The sequence below is a fragment of the Methylobacterium sp. E-005 genome (assembly GCF_022829725.1).
In the GTDB taxonomy this organism is placed as follows: Bacteria; Pseudomonadota; Alphaproteobacteria; order Rhizobiales; family Beijerinckiaceae; genus Methylobacterium.
Window position 1 is genome coordinate 28208 of record NZ_JAKSYG010000199.1, and the last position, 14509, is coordinate 42716.

At 70.3% G+C, this 14509-nt stretch carries 12 protein-coding genes; 5 read left to right on the forward strand and 7 right to left on the reverse strand.

Annotated features, from left to right (window positions below):
* The first annotated feature begins 1 nt into the window (after nt 1).
* Together deoA and MKK88_RS22295 are read left to right on the forward strand one after the other, a co-directional pair.
* Nucleotides 2-1315 carry a thymidine phosphorylase gene (gene deoA, locus MKK88_RS22290; protein ID WP_244003585.1) on the forward strand — a complete coding sequence of 438 codons (1314 nt, stop codon included), beginning with the start codon at nt 2-4 and terminating at the stop codon, nt 1313-1315.
* Nucleotides 1316-1453: 138 nt separating this feature from the next.
* A complete protein-coding gene (locus tag MKK88_RS22295; RefSeq protein WP_244003587.1) occupies nt 1454-2521 on the forward strand; it encodes a phytanoyl-CoA dioxygenase family protein in 1068 nt (355 codons plus the stop codon).
* Nucleotides 2522-2650: 129 nt separating this feature from the next.
* Here the strand turns inward: MKK88_RS22295 and MKK88_RS22300 are convergent, their stop codons facing one another.
* The 4 genes from MKK88_RS22300 to dnaK form a co-directional block, all read right to left on the reverse strand.
* Nucleotides 2651-2971: a hypothetical protein gene (locus MKK88_RS22300; protein WP_244003588.1), complete on the reverse strand. Its 321-nt coding sequence runs from the start codon at nt 2969-2971 to the stop codon at nt 2651-2653.
* A 109-nt stretch (nt 2972-3080) separates the two neighbouring features.
* The gene (locus MKK88_RS22305) at nt 3081-3719 is read right to left on the reverse strand and encodes a class I SAM-dependent methyltransferase (protein ID WP_244003590.1); all 639 of its coding nucleotides are present in this window, start codon (nt 3717-3719) and stop codon (nt 3081-3083) included.
* Between the two features lie 237 nt (nt 3720-3956).
* Nucleotides 3957-5102: a molecular chaperone DnaJ gene (gene dnaJ / locus MKK88_RS22310; RefSeq protein ID WP_244003592.1), complete on the reverse strand. Its 1146-nt coding sequence runs from the start codon at nt 5100-5102 to the stop codon at nt 3957-3959.
* Between the two features lie 226 nt (nt 5103-5328).
* Nucleotides 5329-7245, reverse strand: coding sequence for a molecular chaperone DnaK (gene dnaK, locus MKK88_RS22315; RefSeq protein ID WP_244003594.1), 1917 nt, complete (start codon nt 7243-7245; stop codon nt 5329-5331).
* 393 nt (nt 7246-7638) lie between these two features.
* Here dnaK and MKK88_RS22320 point away from each other — a divergent pair, with 393 nt between their 5' ends.
* A complete protein-coding gene (locus MKK88_RS22320; RefSeq protein WP_244003596.1) occupies nt 7639-8628 on the forward strand; it encodes a hypothetical protein in 990 nt (329 codons plus the stop codon).
* A 16-nt stretch (nt 8629-8644) separates the two neighbouring features.
* On the opposite strand, the gene MKK88_RS22325 is transcribed toward MKK88_RS22320, so the two are convergent.
* Nucleotides 8645-9337, reverse strand: coding sequence for a YqgE/AlgH family protein (locus MKK88_RS22325; RefSeq protein ID WP_244003598.1), 693 nt, complete (start codon nt 9335-9337; stop codon nt 8645-8647).
* A 274-nt stretch (nt 9338-9611) separates the two neighbouring features.
* Between MKK88_RS22325 and MKK88_RS22330 the strand changes: the two genes are divergently transcribed.
* Nucleotides 9612-10091, forward strand: a complete 480-nt coding sequence (locus tag MKK88_RS22330) for a peroxiredoxin (RefSeq protein WP_244003600.1) — start codon at nt 9612-9614, stop codon at nt 10089-10091.
* Between the two features lie 33 nt (nt 10092-10124).
* Here the strand turns inward: MKK88_RS22330 and MKK88_RS22335 are convergent, their stop codons facing one another.
* Entirely contained in the window at nt 10125-10874 is a 750-nt protein-coding gene (locus MKK88_RS22335) for a restriction endonuclease (RefSeq protein ID WP_244003603.1), read from the reverse strand.
* A gap of 94 nt (nt 10875-10968) precedes the next feature.
* Nucleotides 10969-11382, reverse strand: a complete 414-nt coding sequence (locus tag MKK88_RS22340) for a MucR family transcriptional regulator (protein WP_244003605.1) — start codon at nt 11380-11382, stop codon at nt 10969-10971.
* 435 nt (nt 11383-11817) lie between these two features.
* Here MKK88_RS22340 and MKK88_RS22345 point away from each other — a divergent pair, with 435 nt between their 5' ends.
* On the forward strand, nt 11818-14493 hold the full coding sequence (locus MKK88_RS22345; RefSeq protein WP_244003607.1) for a bifunctional acetate--CoA ligase family protein/GNAT family N-acetyltransferase: 2676 nt from the start codon (nt 11818-11820) through the stop codon (nt 14491-14493).
* Nucleotides 14494-14509 lie beyond the last annotated feature (16 nt).

Consider the following 14509-nt stretch of genomic DNA (forward strand, 5'->3'; position numbering starts at 1 on the left):
CATGCGGCTGCCGCAGGAGATCATCCGGGCCAAGCGCGACGGCCTGCCGCTCGATCCGGAAGACATCGGGGCCTTCATCGAGGGCCTCACGAATGGCGCCGTCGGCGAGGGACAGGCGGCTTCCTTCGCGATGGCGGTGTTCTTCCGCGGCCTCGCGCTGCCCGAGCGGGTGGCGCTGACCCGGGCCATGGCCGACTCGGGCACGGTGCTGACCTGGGCGCTGCCGGGTCCGGTGCTCGACAAGCATTCCACCGGCGGCATCGGCGACACGGTGAGCCTCGTGCTGGCCCCGATGGTGGCAGCCTGCGGCGGCTACGTGCCGATGATCTCAGGCCGCGGCCTCGGCCATACCGGCGGGACGCTCGACAAGCTCGGCAGCATCCCGGGCTACGACGCGACCCCGGGGCTCGACCGGTTCCGCAGGGTCGTCCGAGACGTCGGCTGCGCGATTATCGGCCAGACCGCCGACCTCGCCCCGGCCGACCGGCGCCTCTACGCCATCCGCGACGTCACCGGTACGGTCGAATCCCTCGATCTCATCACCGCATCGATCCTCTCGAAGAAACTCGCCGCCGGGCTCGACGGACTGGTGATGGACGTCAAGCAGGGCTCCGGCGCCTTCATGGAGAGCTTGGCACAGGCGCAGGCGCTCGCCGAGAGCATCGTCACGGTGGCGCAGGGGGCCGGCCTGCGGACGACCGCGCTGATCACCGACATGGACGCGCCGCTGGCGAGCGCCGCCGGCAACGCCGTCGAGGTCGCGTATGCGATCGACTACCTGAAGGGCCTGCGCCGGGAGCCGCGCTTCCACGCCGTCACGCTGGCGTTGGCCTCCGAGATGCTCGTGGCCGGGGGGCTCGCCCGGCACATGGCCGGCGCCTGCGAGCGGCTCGAAACCGCCCTGGCCACGGGTCGGGCGGCCGAGATCTTTGCGGAGATGGTGTCGGCGCTCGGTGGACCGGCCGATCTCCTGAACGAGCCCGAGACGCATCTGCCCGCCGCGCCGGTGCGGCGGGCGGTCCATCAGGCCGGGACGGTGGCGGCCATCGCCACCCGGGATATCGGCCTCGCGGTGATCGGGCTCGGCGGGGGACGTACCCGTCCGGAGGATGCCATCGACCCCCGGGTCGGCTTCACCGATCTCGCCGGACCGGGATCGTCCGGGGGGCTGCTCGGGATCATCCACGCGGCTGACGAGGCCGCCGCCGATCGGGCGGAGGCGGCCCTGCAGGCGGCCTACCGGATGGGCGAGGCGCCCGCCGAACGGCCGGCTATTCTCGGATCCGTGCGCGGCGAGGGGGCGCCTGCACCCTGACGCGTCGGCCGCGGCAGAATTCTGCGCAGGCGGTCTTACGATCGCCGCGAAGCGCTGCGAGGTCCGTCCGTAAGCCGCACGCGTCGCGCAGATCCCGCGCCGCAGACGCTGCGGCAAAGCCCTCGGGCGGAGGATGTGATGGCTCAACCGTTCCGCCGTGTTGCGGACCTTGCGCGCGCGCTGACGCGATCAAACCGCGATCCCGGACACGATCGTAACGCGCCACCCCCGCCCGCCCCCTTCGTGGTCGATGCCGATGTCCCGGTCGATATCGGCTGCATCAAGATCTTCCGGGCCGAGAACTTTCCGGAATCCGGGCCGAGCCCGTGGCTCGACCAGCCGGACGCGCAGGAGATCATCGCCCGGCGCGTGGCGCGGCGAGAGATCACCCCCCGGCAGGCCGAGATCTGCCGGTCCTGGGAGGCGCACGGCTATTATGTCCTGCGCGGGGCCATCGATCCCGACACGATCGACGAGGCCTGGGGAGCCTACGAGGCGGCGATCGCCCAGGGCGACGTGACCCTCGCCCCCGAGAAGGCCACCGAGGACGATCCGCATCCCGGCCGCTATCTCAACCCCCATCTGAAGGTCGAGGAGCTTGAGCGGCTGCTGAAGCACCCGGTGCTGGTCAACTTCAGCAGCATGGTGCTGGGCCGCCCGGCGATTCCATTCCAGGCCATCGCCTCCCACAAGGGCAGCCAGCAGGCCGAGCATTCGGATTCGATCCACATGACGACCTACCCGGTCGGCTATCTCGCCGCCTGCTGGATCGCCATGGAGGATATCCACGCGGAGTCAGGCCCGCTGGTCTACTACCCGGGCACGCACCGCCTGCCGTACCTGTTCAGCCACGATGTCGGCATCTCGCCGGTGGATTTTAAGCAGCGCGGCTACGGCGCCTATGTCGATCACTACGAGCCGGCGATCCAGCGGGAGATCCGGGACCACGGGGCGAAGCCGGAATACTTTACGGCCCGCAAGGGGGACGTCCTGTTCTGGCATGCGAACCTGCTGCATGGCGGCTCGGCGCGGGCCGATATCGAGCGGTCCCGCAAGGCGCTCGTGCACCACTACTTCGCCGAGGGCTGCGTCTGCTACCACGACCTGTCGGCGACGACCTCGGCGGTCCATGGCCCGGTCGAGAGCCTGCCGACCTGCGGGGCGTCGAACCCGGATGTTCCGGTCCGGGAGCAGATTGCGCTTTAGGGTACGGGGTCGAAGGCTGGACCCCGGGACGAGATGAGGCGCTTGAAGGGTTGCCCATCTCCCTCCCCCGCAAGGGGGGAGGGGCCGCGTGCGGCGTCGGTCAGACTGTTCTCGAACGGGCGCGGCGATCTACCAGCGGCCGTAGCCGTGTCGGTGTCCCCAGCCGCCATGATGGTGGTGGCGCGGGCCGAAGCCGCGGGGCCCCCAGCCGTAATGGTGACCGCGGCCCCAGCCGTGATGGCGCGGAGGGCCGAAGCCGCCATGGCCGCGCCAGCCGCCGTGATGGCGCGGGCCGTAACCATAACCGTACTGGACGGTCACGACATCGCCGGCGCCCTGACGCAATCCGGCATCGACCCCGAGGGGCGCGGCCATGGCCGGAACTGCGAGGGACAATCCCCCGACAGCCAGAGCGGCCGCTAGGCCCAGGCGAGCGGTCTTGGTGAACATCGGCGTCCTCCTGCTCCAGGCCGACCGCGATGCTGCGACCGGCGATGTCCCCGGTGTGACACCTAACAGTTGACGCGAATGTGAGCCGTTCGCTCAGGCCGTGTTCAGCTCAGGGTCGGCGATAGACCCAGACCCGGGCGGGCGGCAGGTTCAACCAGACCCGGTTGGAGCGGTCGGCCGTGTAGCTGCCGGCCTCGCAGCGGGCCGGGATCGGCGGCACCACCGCGTAGGTGAACTGCACGAACGGCGCGCCCGGCTGCATCAGGTCGTGGGCCATGTTGAGCAGCTCGAGCCGCTGCTCGAGGGGCTTGGTGAACAGCGGAAGGCTGGAGATCGTGGCGGCGGCGGGCTGCGTCAGCACGTCCCGCAGGCTCGCCTGCATGTCGTAGGCGTCGCCCCGGATCACGGTCACGCCGGGGAAGCGGCGGGTCAGGAGCTTGCAGAAATCGGGGTTGAACTCGACCAGGATCAGCCGCTCGGGGGCGATGCCGCGCCGGATCAGCGCCTCGGTGACCGGACCGGTGCCGGGGCCGAGCTCGACCACCGGGCCCTCACGGCGCGGATCGACGTAGGACGCCATCGTGCGGGCCAGCATCTTGCCGGACGGCGTCACCGCGCCGGTGACGAGCGGGCGCTCCAGCCAGGAGCGCAGAAATCGCGCCTCGTCCTCCAGGGGGTCGCGCCGCGGCCCGAAAATCGCGCTCCGGGTGGCAGGAGCCTTCGCGGTGGGACGGCGCAGCGGCGGCAAGTCTCGAATTCCTTGATGCCGAATGAGAATGAAAGGCTAGGGGAACGCGCTGTCTTACAGCCAAGCCACGGCGGCGCATAGGGTACGCGTGCCACGCTGGGGCCGCATGCATAACGGGCCGCCGGGGTTTCGGATCCGGCCCCGGAGCACGCACCGCCGAAATGCACTTGGTTCGGCGGAACGCGCGTCAAGACAACAGCCTGGAACCCTGTCCGATCGGCGCGATCGCGCAGGACCCTAGGGACGGACCGCGCCCCCGAAGAAGTCCCGCACCTTCGAAAAGAAGCCCGCGGATTCCGGATGGTTCTCCGGCGAGGCCGATTGATCGAACTCCTGAAGCAGCTCGCGCTGGCGCTTGGTCAGGTTCTGCGGGGTCTCGACGAAGACCTGGATGTAGAGATCGCCGACTTCCCGCGAGCGGAGCACCGGCATGCCCTTGCCCTTGATGCGGAACTGCTTGGCGGTCTGCGTGCCGGCGGGGATCCGCACCTGCGTCTGCGATCCGTCGATCACCGGCACGGTGATCTCGCCCGCAAGCGCCGCGGTGACCATCGAGATCGGCACCCGGCAGAACAGGTCGGCGCCGTCCCGCTGGAAGAACTCGTGCTGCTTGATCGACAGGAAGACGTAGAGGTCCCCCGGCGGGCCGCCGCGCAATCCGCTCTCGCCCTCGCCGGACAGCCGGATCCGCAATCCGTCATCGACGCCGGCCGGCACGTTGATCGAGAGGGTGCGCTCGCGGTTGACCCGGCCCGCGCCCTGGCAGGCGGTGCAGGGATCGTCCACGATCTCGCCGCGGCCGTGGCAGTTCGGGCAGGTCCGCTCGATCGCGAAGAAGCCCTGGGCAGCCCGCACCCGTCCGTAGCCCGCGCAGGTCTGGCAGGTCCTGGGCTTCGAGCCCGGCTTGGCGCCGGAGCCGTCGCAGGCCTCGCAGGTCACCGAGGTCGGGATCCGGATGGTCTCGGCCTTGCCGTTGAAGGCCTCCTCCAGCGTGATCTCCAGGTTGTAGCGCAGGTCGGCCCCGCGCTCGCGGCCGGGCGCGCCGCCCCGGCCCCGGGCCGGTCCGCCGCCGCCGCGGCCGTCGCCGAAGAAATTGTCGAAGATGTCCGACATGAAGTCGCCGAACTCGTTGCCGAATCCGGGGCCGCCCCCGCCCTGGCTGAAGGCCGCATGGCCGAACCGGTCGTAGGCGGCGCGCTTCTGGCCGTCGGAGAGGCACTGATAGGCCTCGTTGATTTCCTTGAACTTGATCTCGGCGTCCTTGTCGCCGGGATTGCGGTCGGGATGATAGGTCATCGCGAGTTTGCGGAAGGCGACCTTCATCTCGCTTTCCGTGGCGGTCTTGGTGACCCCCAGGATCTCGTAATAGTCCCGCTTCGACATCCGACCCCGTCTCCGGACAACCCGACCCGCACGTCATTCGGGTTTCCAAAGGGCTGAGCCCTCTGGTGGGGTGTCGGGGTGAAATCCCGACGTACCGGGGCTCCACCCCGACAGCAGGGCTCCGCCCTGCACCCGCGAAAGGGACTGATCCCCTTCGAAACCCATGACCGCACGACAGCGAACGAGGCCGGATCGCTCCGGCCTCGCTCACGAACCACGCGTGCCCTTATGCGCGCTTCTTCTGGTCCTTGTCGTCGACTTCCTGGAAGTCGGCGTCGATGACGTCGTCCTTCTTCTCGCCGGCCTGCGCCTCGGCGCCGGCCTCGGGACCCGCCGCCTGGTTGGCGGCGTACATCGCCTCGCCGAGCTTCATCGAGGCCTGCATCAGGTCCGTGGTGCGGGCCTTGATCGCCTCGACATCCTCGCCCTCGAGGGCCGTCTTGAGCGCGGTCATCGCGGTCTCGATCGCGCCCTTGTCGGCGGCCGGGACCTTGTCGCCGTACTCGGTCACCGACTTCTCGGTGGCGTGGATCAGGCTCTCGCCCTGGTTCTTCACTTCGACGAGCTCACGCCGCTTCTTGTCGGCCTCGGCATTCGCCTCGGCGTCCTTGACCATGCGCTCGATGTCGGCGTCCGAGAGGCCGCCCGAAGCCTGGATGCGGATCTGGTGCTCCTTGTTGGTCGCCTTGTCCTTGGCGGTCACGTTCACGATGCCGTTGGCGTCGATGTCGAAGGTCACCTCGATCTGCGGCATGCCGCGGGGCGCCGGCGGGATGCCGACGAGGTCGAACTGGCCGAGCAGCTTGTTGTCGGCCGCCATCTCGCGCTCGCCCTGGAAGACCCGGATCGTGACGGCGTTCTGGTTGTCCTCGGCCGTCGAGAAGGTCTGGGACTTCTTGGTCGGGATCGTGGTGTTGCGGTCGATGAGCCGGGTGAACACGCCGCCCAGGGTCTCGATGCCCAGCGAAAGCGGGGTCACGTCCAGCAGCAGCACGTCCTTGACGTCGCCCTGGAGCACGCCCGCCTGCACGGCGGCGCCGATCGCCACGACCTCGTCGGGGTTCACGCCCTTATGCGGCTCCTTGCCGAAGAAGGACTTCACCACCTCCTGGATCTTGGGCATGCGGATCATGCCGCCGACCAGCACCACCTCGTCGATCTCGGAGGCCGAGACGCCGGCATCCTTGAGCGCCTTGCGGCAGGGCTCGATCGTGCGCTGCACCAGGTCGTCGACGAGCGACTCGAACTTCGCCCGGCTGAGCTTCAGCGCGAGGTGCTTCGGGCCGGTCTGATCGGCGGTGATGTAGGGCAGGTTGATCTCGGTCTGGGTCGCCGAGGACAGCTCGATCTTGGCCTTCTCGGCGGCCTCCTTGAGGCGCTGGAGGGCGAGCTTGTCCTTGGTCAGGTCGATGCCCTGCTCCTTCTTGAACTCGGAGGTCAGGTACTCGACGATCCGGTTGTCGAAATCCTCACCGCCCAGGAAGGTGTCGCCGTTCGTGGACTTCACCTCGAACACGCCGTCGCCGATCTCGAGGATTGAGACGTCGAAGGTGCCGCCGCCGAGGTCGTAGACCGCGATCGTGCCGGCCTTCTTCTTGTCGAGGCCGTAGGCCAGCGCCGCCGCGGTCGGCTCGTTGATGATGCGCAGCACCTCGAGGCCCGCGATCTTGCCGGCATCCTTGGTGGCCTGACGCTGGGCGTCGTTGAAGTAGGCCGGGACGGTGATGACGGCCTGCGTCACGGGCTGGCCGAGATGGGCCTCCGCGGTCTCCTTCATCTTCTGCAGCGTGAAGGCGGAGATCTGCGAGGGCGAATATTTCTTGCCGTCCGCCTCGACCCAGGCGTCGCCGTTGTCGCCGCGGGCGATGGTGTAGGGGACAAGACCCTTGTCCTTCTGGGTCAGCGGATCGTCGTAGGTCCGGCCGATCAGCCGCTTGATGGCGAAGAACGTGCGCTCGGGGTTCGTGACCGCCTGGCGCTTGGCCGGCTGGCCGACGAGCCGCTCGCCGTCATCCGTGAAGGCAACGATGGACGGCGTGGTGCGCGCGCCTTCCGAATTCTCGATGACCTTGGGCTGCGCGCCATCCATCACGGCCACGCAGGAATTGGTGGTGCCGAGGTCGATACCGATAACTTTACCCATGGTGGGATCCCTCTTTGTGTCGCGTTCAAGCAGACCGCCGAGCCCCGAAGCAGCTCGGCCCATGGCGGTGTACGAAGGTGATGTGAGTATGGGACCCGGGCCGGATCAAGGGCCGTGAACGGCTGAAACCCAGCGCGCAATCCCGCGTCGAGGGCGATATAAGAAGCCCTCAACGGGCCCGCAAGGCGAAGCCTGCCTGTCCGGGCCGGTAGGCCGCTTTCGCGCTAACGCGTTCCGCGGCCTGAATAATCCTTTCGCAGAACGCGGGTGGCCCGGATGGCGTGGTTGCATTTTGTTGCGCCGCTGCCACGTCTGCGCCATCGAGAGCGTGTTAACACTTCGACAAGGGGTTGCGCGTGGCCCCGCCACTTCGTGTCCCCGTCGTAGAGCCCGATGCGCCCGACCCGCAGCCTCCTGCTATCCACCCTGGCGCTGGCCATCGCGGCTCCCGCCCTGCTCGCCGCCCCGCCGGCGCACGCGCAGAACTTCTTCGAGCGCCTGTTCGGCATCAAGCCCGAGCGGCCGCCGGTGCCGCCCCGTGGCCTGCCCGAGGCACCGCCGGCCCCGCCGCCCGGGGCCCCCGGAGAGCCCGGCCAGCCGCCGGCCCCCGAGGTGCCCCGGGCGCCCCCGGCCCCAGCCCGTCCGGTGGTGCTCAAGGCGCCTTCCGAGGACGGCGTGATCGGGCAGGATCTCCAGCTCAACGGAATGTCGGGCTCCCTGAAGCTCGAACGGTCGGCCAACGCCGTCACGGCCCGGATCAGCCTGCCGGGAACCAAGATCTCGCAGCCCACGGAATCCTGCACGGTGCCGCTCGGCGGGGGCAGCCCCGTCACGCTGAGTTCCGAGGGAAAGCCCGACGGGGTGCCGCGCTATGAGGCGGCCGGGGCGGAGTGCCCGCTGCGCCTCGACGTGACCGAGGGCGGCGTCCTCGTCTCGACGCTGGGCTCGGGCCCGGTCTGCACCTTCTCGGCCGCGGATTGCGCGACGACGCCGACCGGCCTCTGGGGCCCGGCCCCCGCCACCCTGATCCCGCGGGCCGGCGAGTTCGACACGGCCCGGGGCGTCGCCGACAAGGCGGTGCGCGACAATTACAAGCTGATGACCCAGCGGGCCCGGCGCGAGGATGTGCGGCCGATCGTGACCGAGCAGGCGGCCTTCTCGTCGGACCGGGAGCAGTTCTGCCGCGGCTACGCCCGGGAGGGCACGCACGGCTTCTGCCACCTGCGCTTCACCGAGAACCGGGCGCTTGCCCTGGCGACCCGGCTGGGCGCCAACACGGCGGTGCCCACCGCTTCGGTGGCGCCGCGCAGCCGGCCCCGGCCCAAGCCGGCGGTGGAGGGCCTGAACCCGGACGCGGCCGGCGGCGACGTCGTTCCGGAGTGACCGCCAGCGGATCCGATCAGGCCCGGCCAGCCGTCATGGACAGCATGGCGGGATCGATGCCGTTGGCCCGGAGCGCCCGCTCGTACTTGGCGTCGAGATCCGTGTTGAAGATCAGTTCGGGATCGGCCGGGCAGTTGAGCCAGCCATTGGCCATGATCTCGCTCTCGAGCTGCCCCGCCTGCCAGCCCGCGTAGCCGAGCGCCAGCACGGCGCTCGCCGGGCCCTCGCCGCTGGCGATGGCGCGCAGGATCTCGACGGTCGCGGTGAGGCAGATGCCGTCGTCGATGATCAGCGTCGATTGCTGGATGTGGAAATCGTCGGTGTGCAGCACGAAGCCGCGCCGCCCCTCTACGGGCCCGCCCATCAGGACCGGCATATGCCCGACCCGCTCGCGCAGGCGAATCGCATCCGCCTCGGGGGCCACGTCGAGCTGGACCAGCAGGTCCGGCATGCTGATGTCGGTGGCCGCCTTGTTGACGATGATGCCCATCGCCCCGTCGGCGGAATGGGCGCAGATATAGATCACCGAGCGGGCGAAGCGCTCATCGGCCATGCCGGGCATCGCCACGAGGAACTGCCCGTCGAGGAAGTCCGGGCCCAGGAGCGACGTCTGCCGCGGCGTTGCCGTCCCGGAATCCTCGGGCGCGGCGGATTTCCCCCGGGGAGCCGAAGGCGAAGGATCCGATTTGCGATGCGGAGGAGACGCCATGGCGCCATGCTACGCCGCCCCCTCCCATTGTCCAGCGGGCAATAGGGACGCAGCAAGCTTCCGCCCAGCTTGTGCGCGTCGCACCGAGGCGATCGCGCGTCCCGGGATGTCGGCCGAAGCGGAGGGACAAAGAAGTGTCCCGCAACGTCGGCCATGGATCACTGTTTTGGCCCTTGGACAGAGCGTTCGGCAGAAGACCGCTTGCTCGACAGGCCCCACCGACCACGCTAGGTCAGGCGCGCAAACGCATCTGCGCAGCAACGAGGGACCCGCGATGATCCAGGTCGGCGACCATCTGCCCCAGGCCACCTTCCGGGTGAGCGGCCCCGAGGGTCCGATCGCCCGCACCACCGACGACGTGTTCAAGGGCCGCCGCGTGGTGCTGATCGGCGTCCCGGGCGCCTTCACGCCCAGCTGCCACCGCAACCATCTGCCGGGCTTCGTCACCCACAAGGACGAGATCCTCGGTCGCGGCATCGACGCCATCGCGGTCACGAGCGTCAACGACGTGTTCGTGCTCGATGCGTGGTCGAAGGCGAGCGGCGCCGAGGGCCTGGAATTCCTGGCCGATGGCAACGCCGACTTCGCCAAGGCGATCGGCCTGGAGATGGACGGCACGGGCTTCGGTCTCGGGATCCGTTCGAAGCGCTACTCCATGCTGGTGGAGGACGGGGTCGTGAAGATCCTGAACGTCGAGGAGACGCCCTCGAAGGCCGAGGCTTCCGGGGCCGAGGCACTGCTCAAGGTGCTCTGAGCGGGGCGTCCCGGCTCGCCCAGCGGGCCGAAGCTACACCTGCGCGAGGTCGAGGGCCTCGAGCCCGTCATGATGCAGCAGCAGCACGCCGGTCGCCGCCGCGAGCCGGCGGGCGGCCGGCGTGAAGCCCGCGTTCGAGACCACCGCGGCCCGGTCGCCGGCCCAGTAGCGCTGGGCCGCGGCCGCCTCCTGAACCGCGGCGTTGCCCACGGGCTTGGTCAGGCGCTTGCACTGGACGACGAGGCGCAGGCCGTCGCGGTCCGCCACGATATCGGCGCCCTGGTCGCCGCTCGCCGGGGTCCGGTGCGCCCGCCATCCCGCCCGGGCGAGGCGCTCGGCGCAGTAGCGCTCGTAGTCGAGCCCGTCCTCCGGGGCGTCCTCCTCCTCGGGCAGGTCGACAGCCGACGCCTCCGCCTCGACGATCGCCAGCATCCGGTCGCGTTCCGTCGCGAACAGGTCGGCGTCGCGCGGGTTTATCTGCGGCAGCACCGTGCGGTCGAGGAAGTAGTCGCGCTCGCGCAGCCAGCCGTCCTCGATCCAGTTGCCGTAGGCGTCCCGAAAACTCTCCTGCCGCCGCCGCAGGGCCAGCGTCTCGCCATGCGCCCGGGCGATGCGGCGGACCCGGGCGCGGAACCGGCGGGGCCGGCCGAGATGGCGCAGCCACACGCACAGCAACGCCACCCCCGTGGCCCCGAGGGCGGGCGGGCCGTACCAGAGTGCGAACGGGCCGCTGATCACGGCCGTCCAGAACAGGCGGGCGACGGGGCTGGGCTTGCCGTGCATCGGGTCTCTTGGGGGTGGACGAGCTCCGAACCCTCGCAAGCGCCCCTTGCCCGATGCCTAAGAGCCGCCGGAAACCTGTGGACGCGGGGCGTCCTCAGCCCTTCCGGCGCTGGTGGCCGAGGCCCATGCTCTTGGCGAGGCTCGATCGGGCCGCCGCGTAGTTCGGCGCGACCATCGGATAATCCGCGGGCAGGCCCCATTTCTGGCGGTACTCATCCGGCGTCAGGTTGTAGTGCGTGCGCAGGTGGCGCTTGAGGGATTTGAACTTCTTCCCGTCCTCCAGGCAGACGATGAAGTCGGGCTGGACCGAGCGCCGGACCGAAACCGCCGGCCGCAGATCCTCGGCCGGCGCGGAGCTGGATTGGCTGAGCCCGTGCAGGGTGGCGTGAACCGCGGCGATCAGCCCAGGCAGCTCCGGCGGGGGGACCGGATTGTTGCTCACGAAGGCCGATACGATGTCGACCGAGAGCGTGAGAAAATCCGGTTGTCCTTCGACCGTGGAATCCATTCCCTGAACCTCCTGGCGATTCCGGGCTCGCGCCGTCACTCGGCAGGATGATCGGAACCTGTTTCCGGCTCGCCTGATACAGGCATATGTGGCGCAGTTACTATTGTGGTGGGACTTTCATGGCAAGAACAAATTGCCTGTGGCCATAGCGGTCGTTTTGACGATGATAAAAGATGGCGGATATTTGGTCGATCGGGTTGCCTGTCAGCCTGCCGGGCGAGTTTTGCGCGCATCGCGGCGGAGCCGAGGCGGATCGACGTTGCCCGAGCGGCCGCCCGCGCCATGTGGTAGGACCGGATGGGCGGACGGTGGGCGCCGGGGATCGCGCGCCTGATCCCGACCTGAGCGAGGGGCATCCCATGCACGACCCCATGCACCACCCCATGCATGCCGGCGCGATTGGCCCGCGGGCCCGGATTCCGTGACGGCGACCCCGTGAGTACCTATCGGTTCGACAAGCTGCTGGCGCCCCGGGCGGTCGCGCTGGTCGGGTCCGTGGCGCGTGAGGGCTCGGTGGCGCGCAGCGTGCTGGGCGGATTGCGGGCCTCCGGCTTCCCCGGCGCGATCCTGCCCGTGCAGCCCGACCACGCGATGGTGGACGGCCTGCCATGCGTCCCGCAGATCTCGGATCTGCCAACCGCCCCCGACCTCGTCCTGATCGCGGTGCCGCCGGCCCGGGTTCCCGAGGTCGTCGCGCAGGCCGCCGAGGCCGGCGCGGGGGCGGCGGTGATCCTGACGGCCCGGCTCGGCTCCGGGCCGGACGATCCGGGGCCGACCGCGCACCGGATCGCCCGCGCGCATGGCCTGCGCCTGCTTGGCCCCGACAGCGCCGGCCTCGCCGTGCCGGCGGCCAAGCTCAATGCCAGCCTGTTCGCCCACGCGCCCGCAGCGGGCGACCTCGCCCTCGTGTCGCAATCCGGAACGGTCGCGGCCGCCATCGTCGAGTGGGGCGCCCGTCACGGGACCGGCTTCTCGGCGGTACTCTCCCTCGGCAGCGTGCTCGATATCGGCGTGGCCGACTGCCTCGACCATTTCGCCGCCGATTACCGCACCCGGGCGATCCTGCTCTGCCTCGACCGGGTGGCGGATGCCCGGCGGTTCATGTCGGCGGCCCGGGCGGCGGCCCGCGCCAAGCCCGTGGTGGTCCTGCGCGCCGGCCGGCACCGGCCCGACACCCGCGCGCCCGAGACCCACACGGGGGCGCTGGCCCGGCCGGACGCGGTCTACGCCGCGGCGTTCCGGCGGGCCGGCCTCCTGGCCGTGCAGGATCTCGACGAGATGTTTTCCGCGGTCGAGACTTTGGGGCGCCAGCGCCCGTTCCCCGGCGATCGGCTCGCGATCCTGTCGAACGGCCGCGGCATCGGCCTGCTGGCGGCCGACCGGCTGATCGAGCGGGCGGGCACCATGGCCGAAGCCGCCGAGGCGGAAGGGCGCCCGGCCGGCAATCCCCTCGATCTCGGCATCGATGCGGCGGGCCCGGCCTTCGCGGCCGCCCTGGAGCCGATCCTCACGGACCGCGTCAGCGACGCCGTGCTGGCGATCCATGTCCCCACCGTCCGCTCGGACGCGGGCGAGGTTGCCGACGCCATCGCCGATACGGTCAAGCGCGTCCGCGCCGGCCAGACGCGCAAGAAGCCGCTCTTCGCGGTCTCCCTGGGGGATGCCGAGGCGGCGCGGGAGGCGTTCGCGCGCGCGGGCCTGCCGCATTTCGCCACCGATTCCGAGGCGATCGAGGGCTTCCTGCACCTCGTGCGTTACCGCGAGGCGCAGGACGACCTGATGCGCACGCCGGACTCGCTGCCGCGCGACTTCTCCCCCGACCCGGCCCGCGCCCGCTCGATCATCGCGGGCGCCCTGCGTCATGGGGCGTCGTGGCTCGATCCGATCGCGGTGAACGGCCTGCTCGAAGCCTACGGCATCCCGACCGTGCCGATCACGCTGGCCCCCGACAAGGACGCCGCCGCGGCGGCCGCTTGGCCGATCATCGCGGCGGGGGGCGCGGTGGCGCTCAAGGTCGTCTCCCCCGACATCGTGCACAAATCCGATATCGGCGGCGTCCACCTCGATCTCACCAGCGAGGCCGACGTCCGCGAGGCCGCACGCAGCATCCTGACCCGGGCGCGCCGGGAGCGGCCGGATGCCCGCGTCACCGGCTTCGCCGTGCAGCCGATGGTGCGCCGGGGCCAGCGCCGGGAGCTGATCGCCGGCCTCGCCGAGGATCCCGTCTTCGGTCCTGTGGTGGTGTTCGGGCGGGGCGGCACGGCGGTGGAGGTGATCGACGACCGGGCGCTCGGCCTGCCGCCGCTGGACCTGATCCTCGCCCGCGATCTGATCGGCCGGACCCGGGTCGCCCGTCGGCTCGAGGGCTATCGCGACGTGCCGGCGGCCGACATCCCGGCGATCGCGCTGACGCTGGTGAAGCTGTCCCAGCTCGCCGCCGACCTGCCGCAGGTTCGCGAACTCGACATCAACCCGCTGCTCGCCGATGAGACCGGCGTGCTCGCCCTCGACGCACGGGTGCGGATCGGGCGCTGGGAGCGGGGGCGGCAGGGACGGGGCCATCCGCGCTTCGCGATCCGGCCCTATCCGGCGGAATGGGTGCGGACCCTCAACCTCAAGGACCGCACCATCCGCGTGCGACCCGTGCGCCCGGAGGACGAGGGGTTGTTCCTTGGCTTCTTCCAGGGGCTCGACCCGGAGGATCTGCGCCTGCGCTTCTTCGGGCCGGTGCGCGCCTTCAGCCACGCCTTCCTGGCCCGCCTGACGCAGCTCGACTACGCCCGCGCCATCGCGTTCGTGGCCACCGAGGTGGATGCGGGCGGCGGCGAGCACATGCTTGGCGCGGTCCGCCTGCATGCCGACGCCAATCACGAGAGCGGCGAATACGCCATCGCCGTGGGGCGCGACGTCCGGGGTACGGGGCTCGCCTTCGCGCTGATGCGCCTGATGATCGACTGGGCGCGCTCCGAGGGAATCGGGCGGGTCGAGGGCTCGGTGCTGGCCGAGAATCGACCGATGCTGGCGGTCTGCCGGCGCCTGGGCTTCACGCAGGGGCGCGACCCGGAGGATCCGGGTCTGATCAAGGTGCAGCTGCAGCTTGCGGGTGGATGACCGGGGCCGGGTCAGG

Coding starts and splice junctions, on each gene's coding strand:
- MKK88_RS22330 (WP_244003600.1), top strand. CDS start 9,612: ATGATCCAGGTCGGCGACCATCTGCCCCAGGCCACCTTCCGGGTGAGC.
- MKK88_RS22340 (WP_244003605.1), bottom strand. CDS start 11,382: ATGGATTCCACGGTCGAAGGACAACCGGATTTTCTCACGCTCTCGGTC.
- MKK88_RS22295 (WP_244003587.1), top strand. CDS start 1,454: ATGGCTCAACCGTTCCGCCGTGTTGCGGACCTTGCGCGCGCGCTGACG.
- MKK88_RS22325 (WP_244003598.1), bottom strand. CDS start 9,337: ATGGCGTCTCCTCCGCATCGCAAATCGGATCCTTCGCCTTCGGCTCCC.
- deoA (WP_244003585.1), top strand. CDS start 2: ATGCGGCTGCCGCAGGAGATCATCCGGGCCAAGCGCGACGGCCTGCCG.
- MKK88_RS22300 (WP_244003588.1), bottom strand. CDS start 2,971: ATGTTCACCAAGACCGCTCGCCTGGGCCTAGCGGCCGCTCTGGCTGTC.
- dnaJ (WP_244003592.1), bottom strand. CDS start 5,102: ATGTCGAAGCGGGACTATTACGAGATCCTGGGGGTCACCAAGACCGCC.
- dnaK (WP_244003594.1), bottom strand. CDS start 7,245: ATGGGTAAAGTTATCGGTATCGACCTCGGCACCACCAATTCCTGCGTG.
- MKK88_RS22320 (WP_244003596.1), top strand. CDS start 7,639: ATGCGCCCGACCCGCAGCCTCCTGCTATCCACCCTGGCGCTGGCCATC.
- MKK88_RS22335 (WP_244003603.1), bottom strand. CDS start 10,874: ATGCACGGCAAGCCCAGCCCCGTCGCCCGCCTGTTCTGGACGGCCGTG.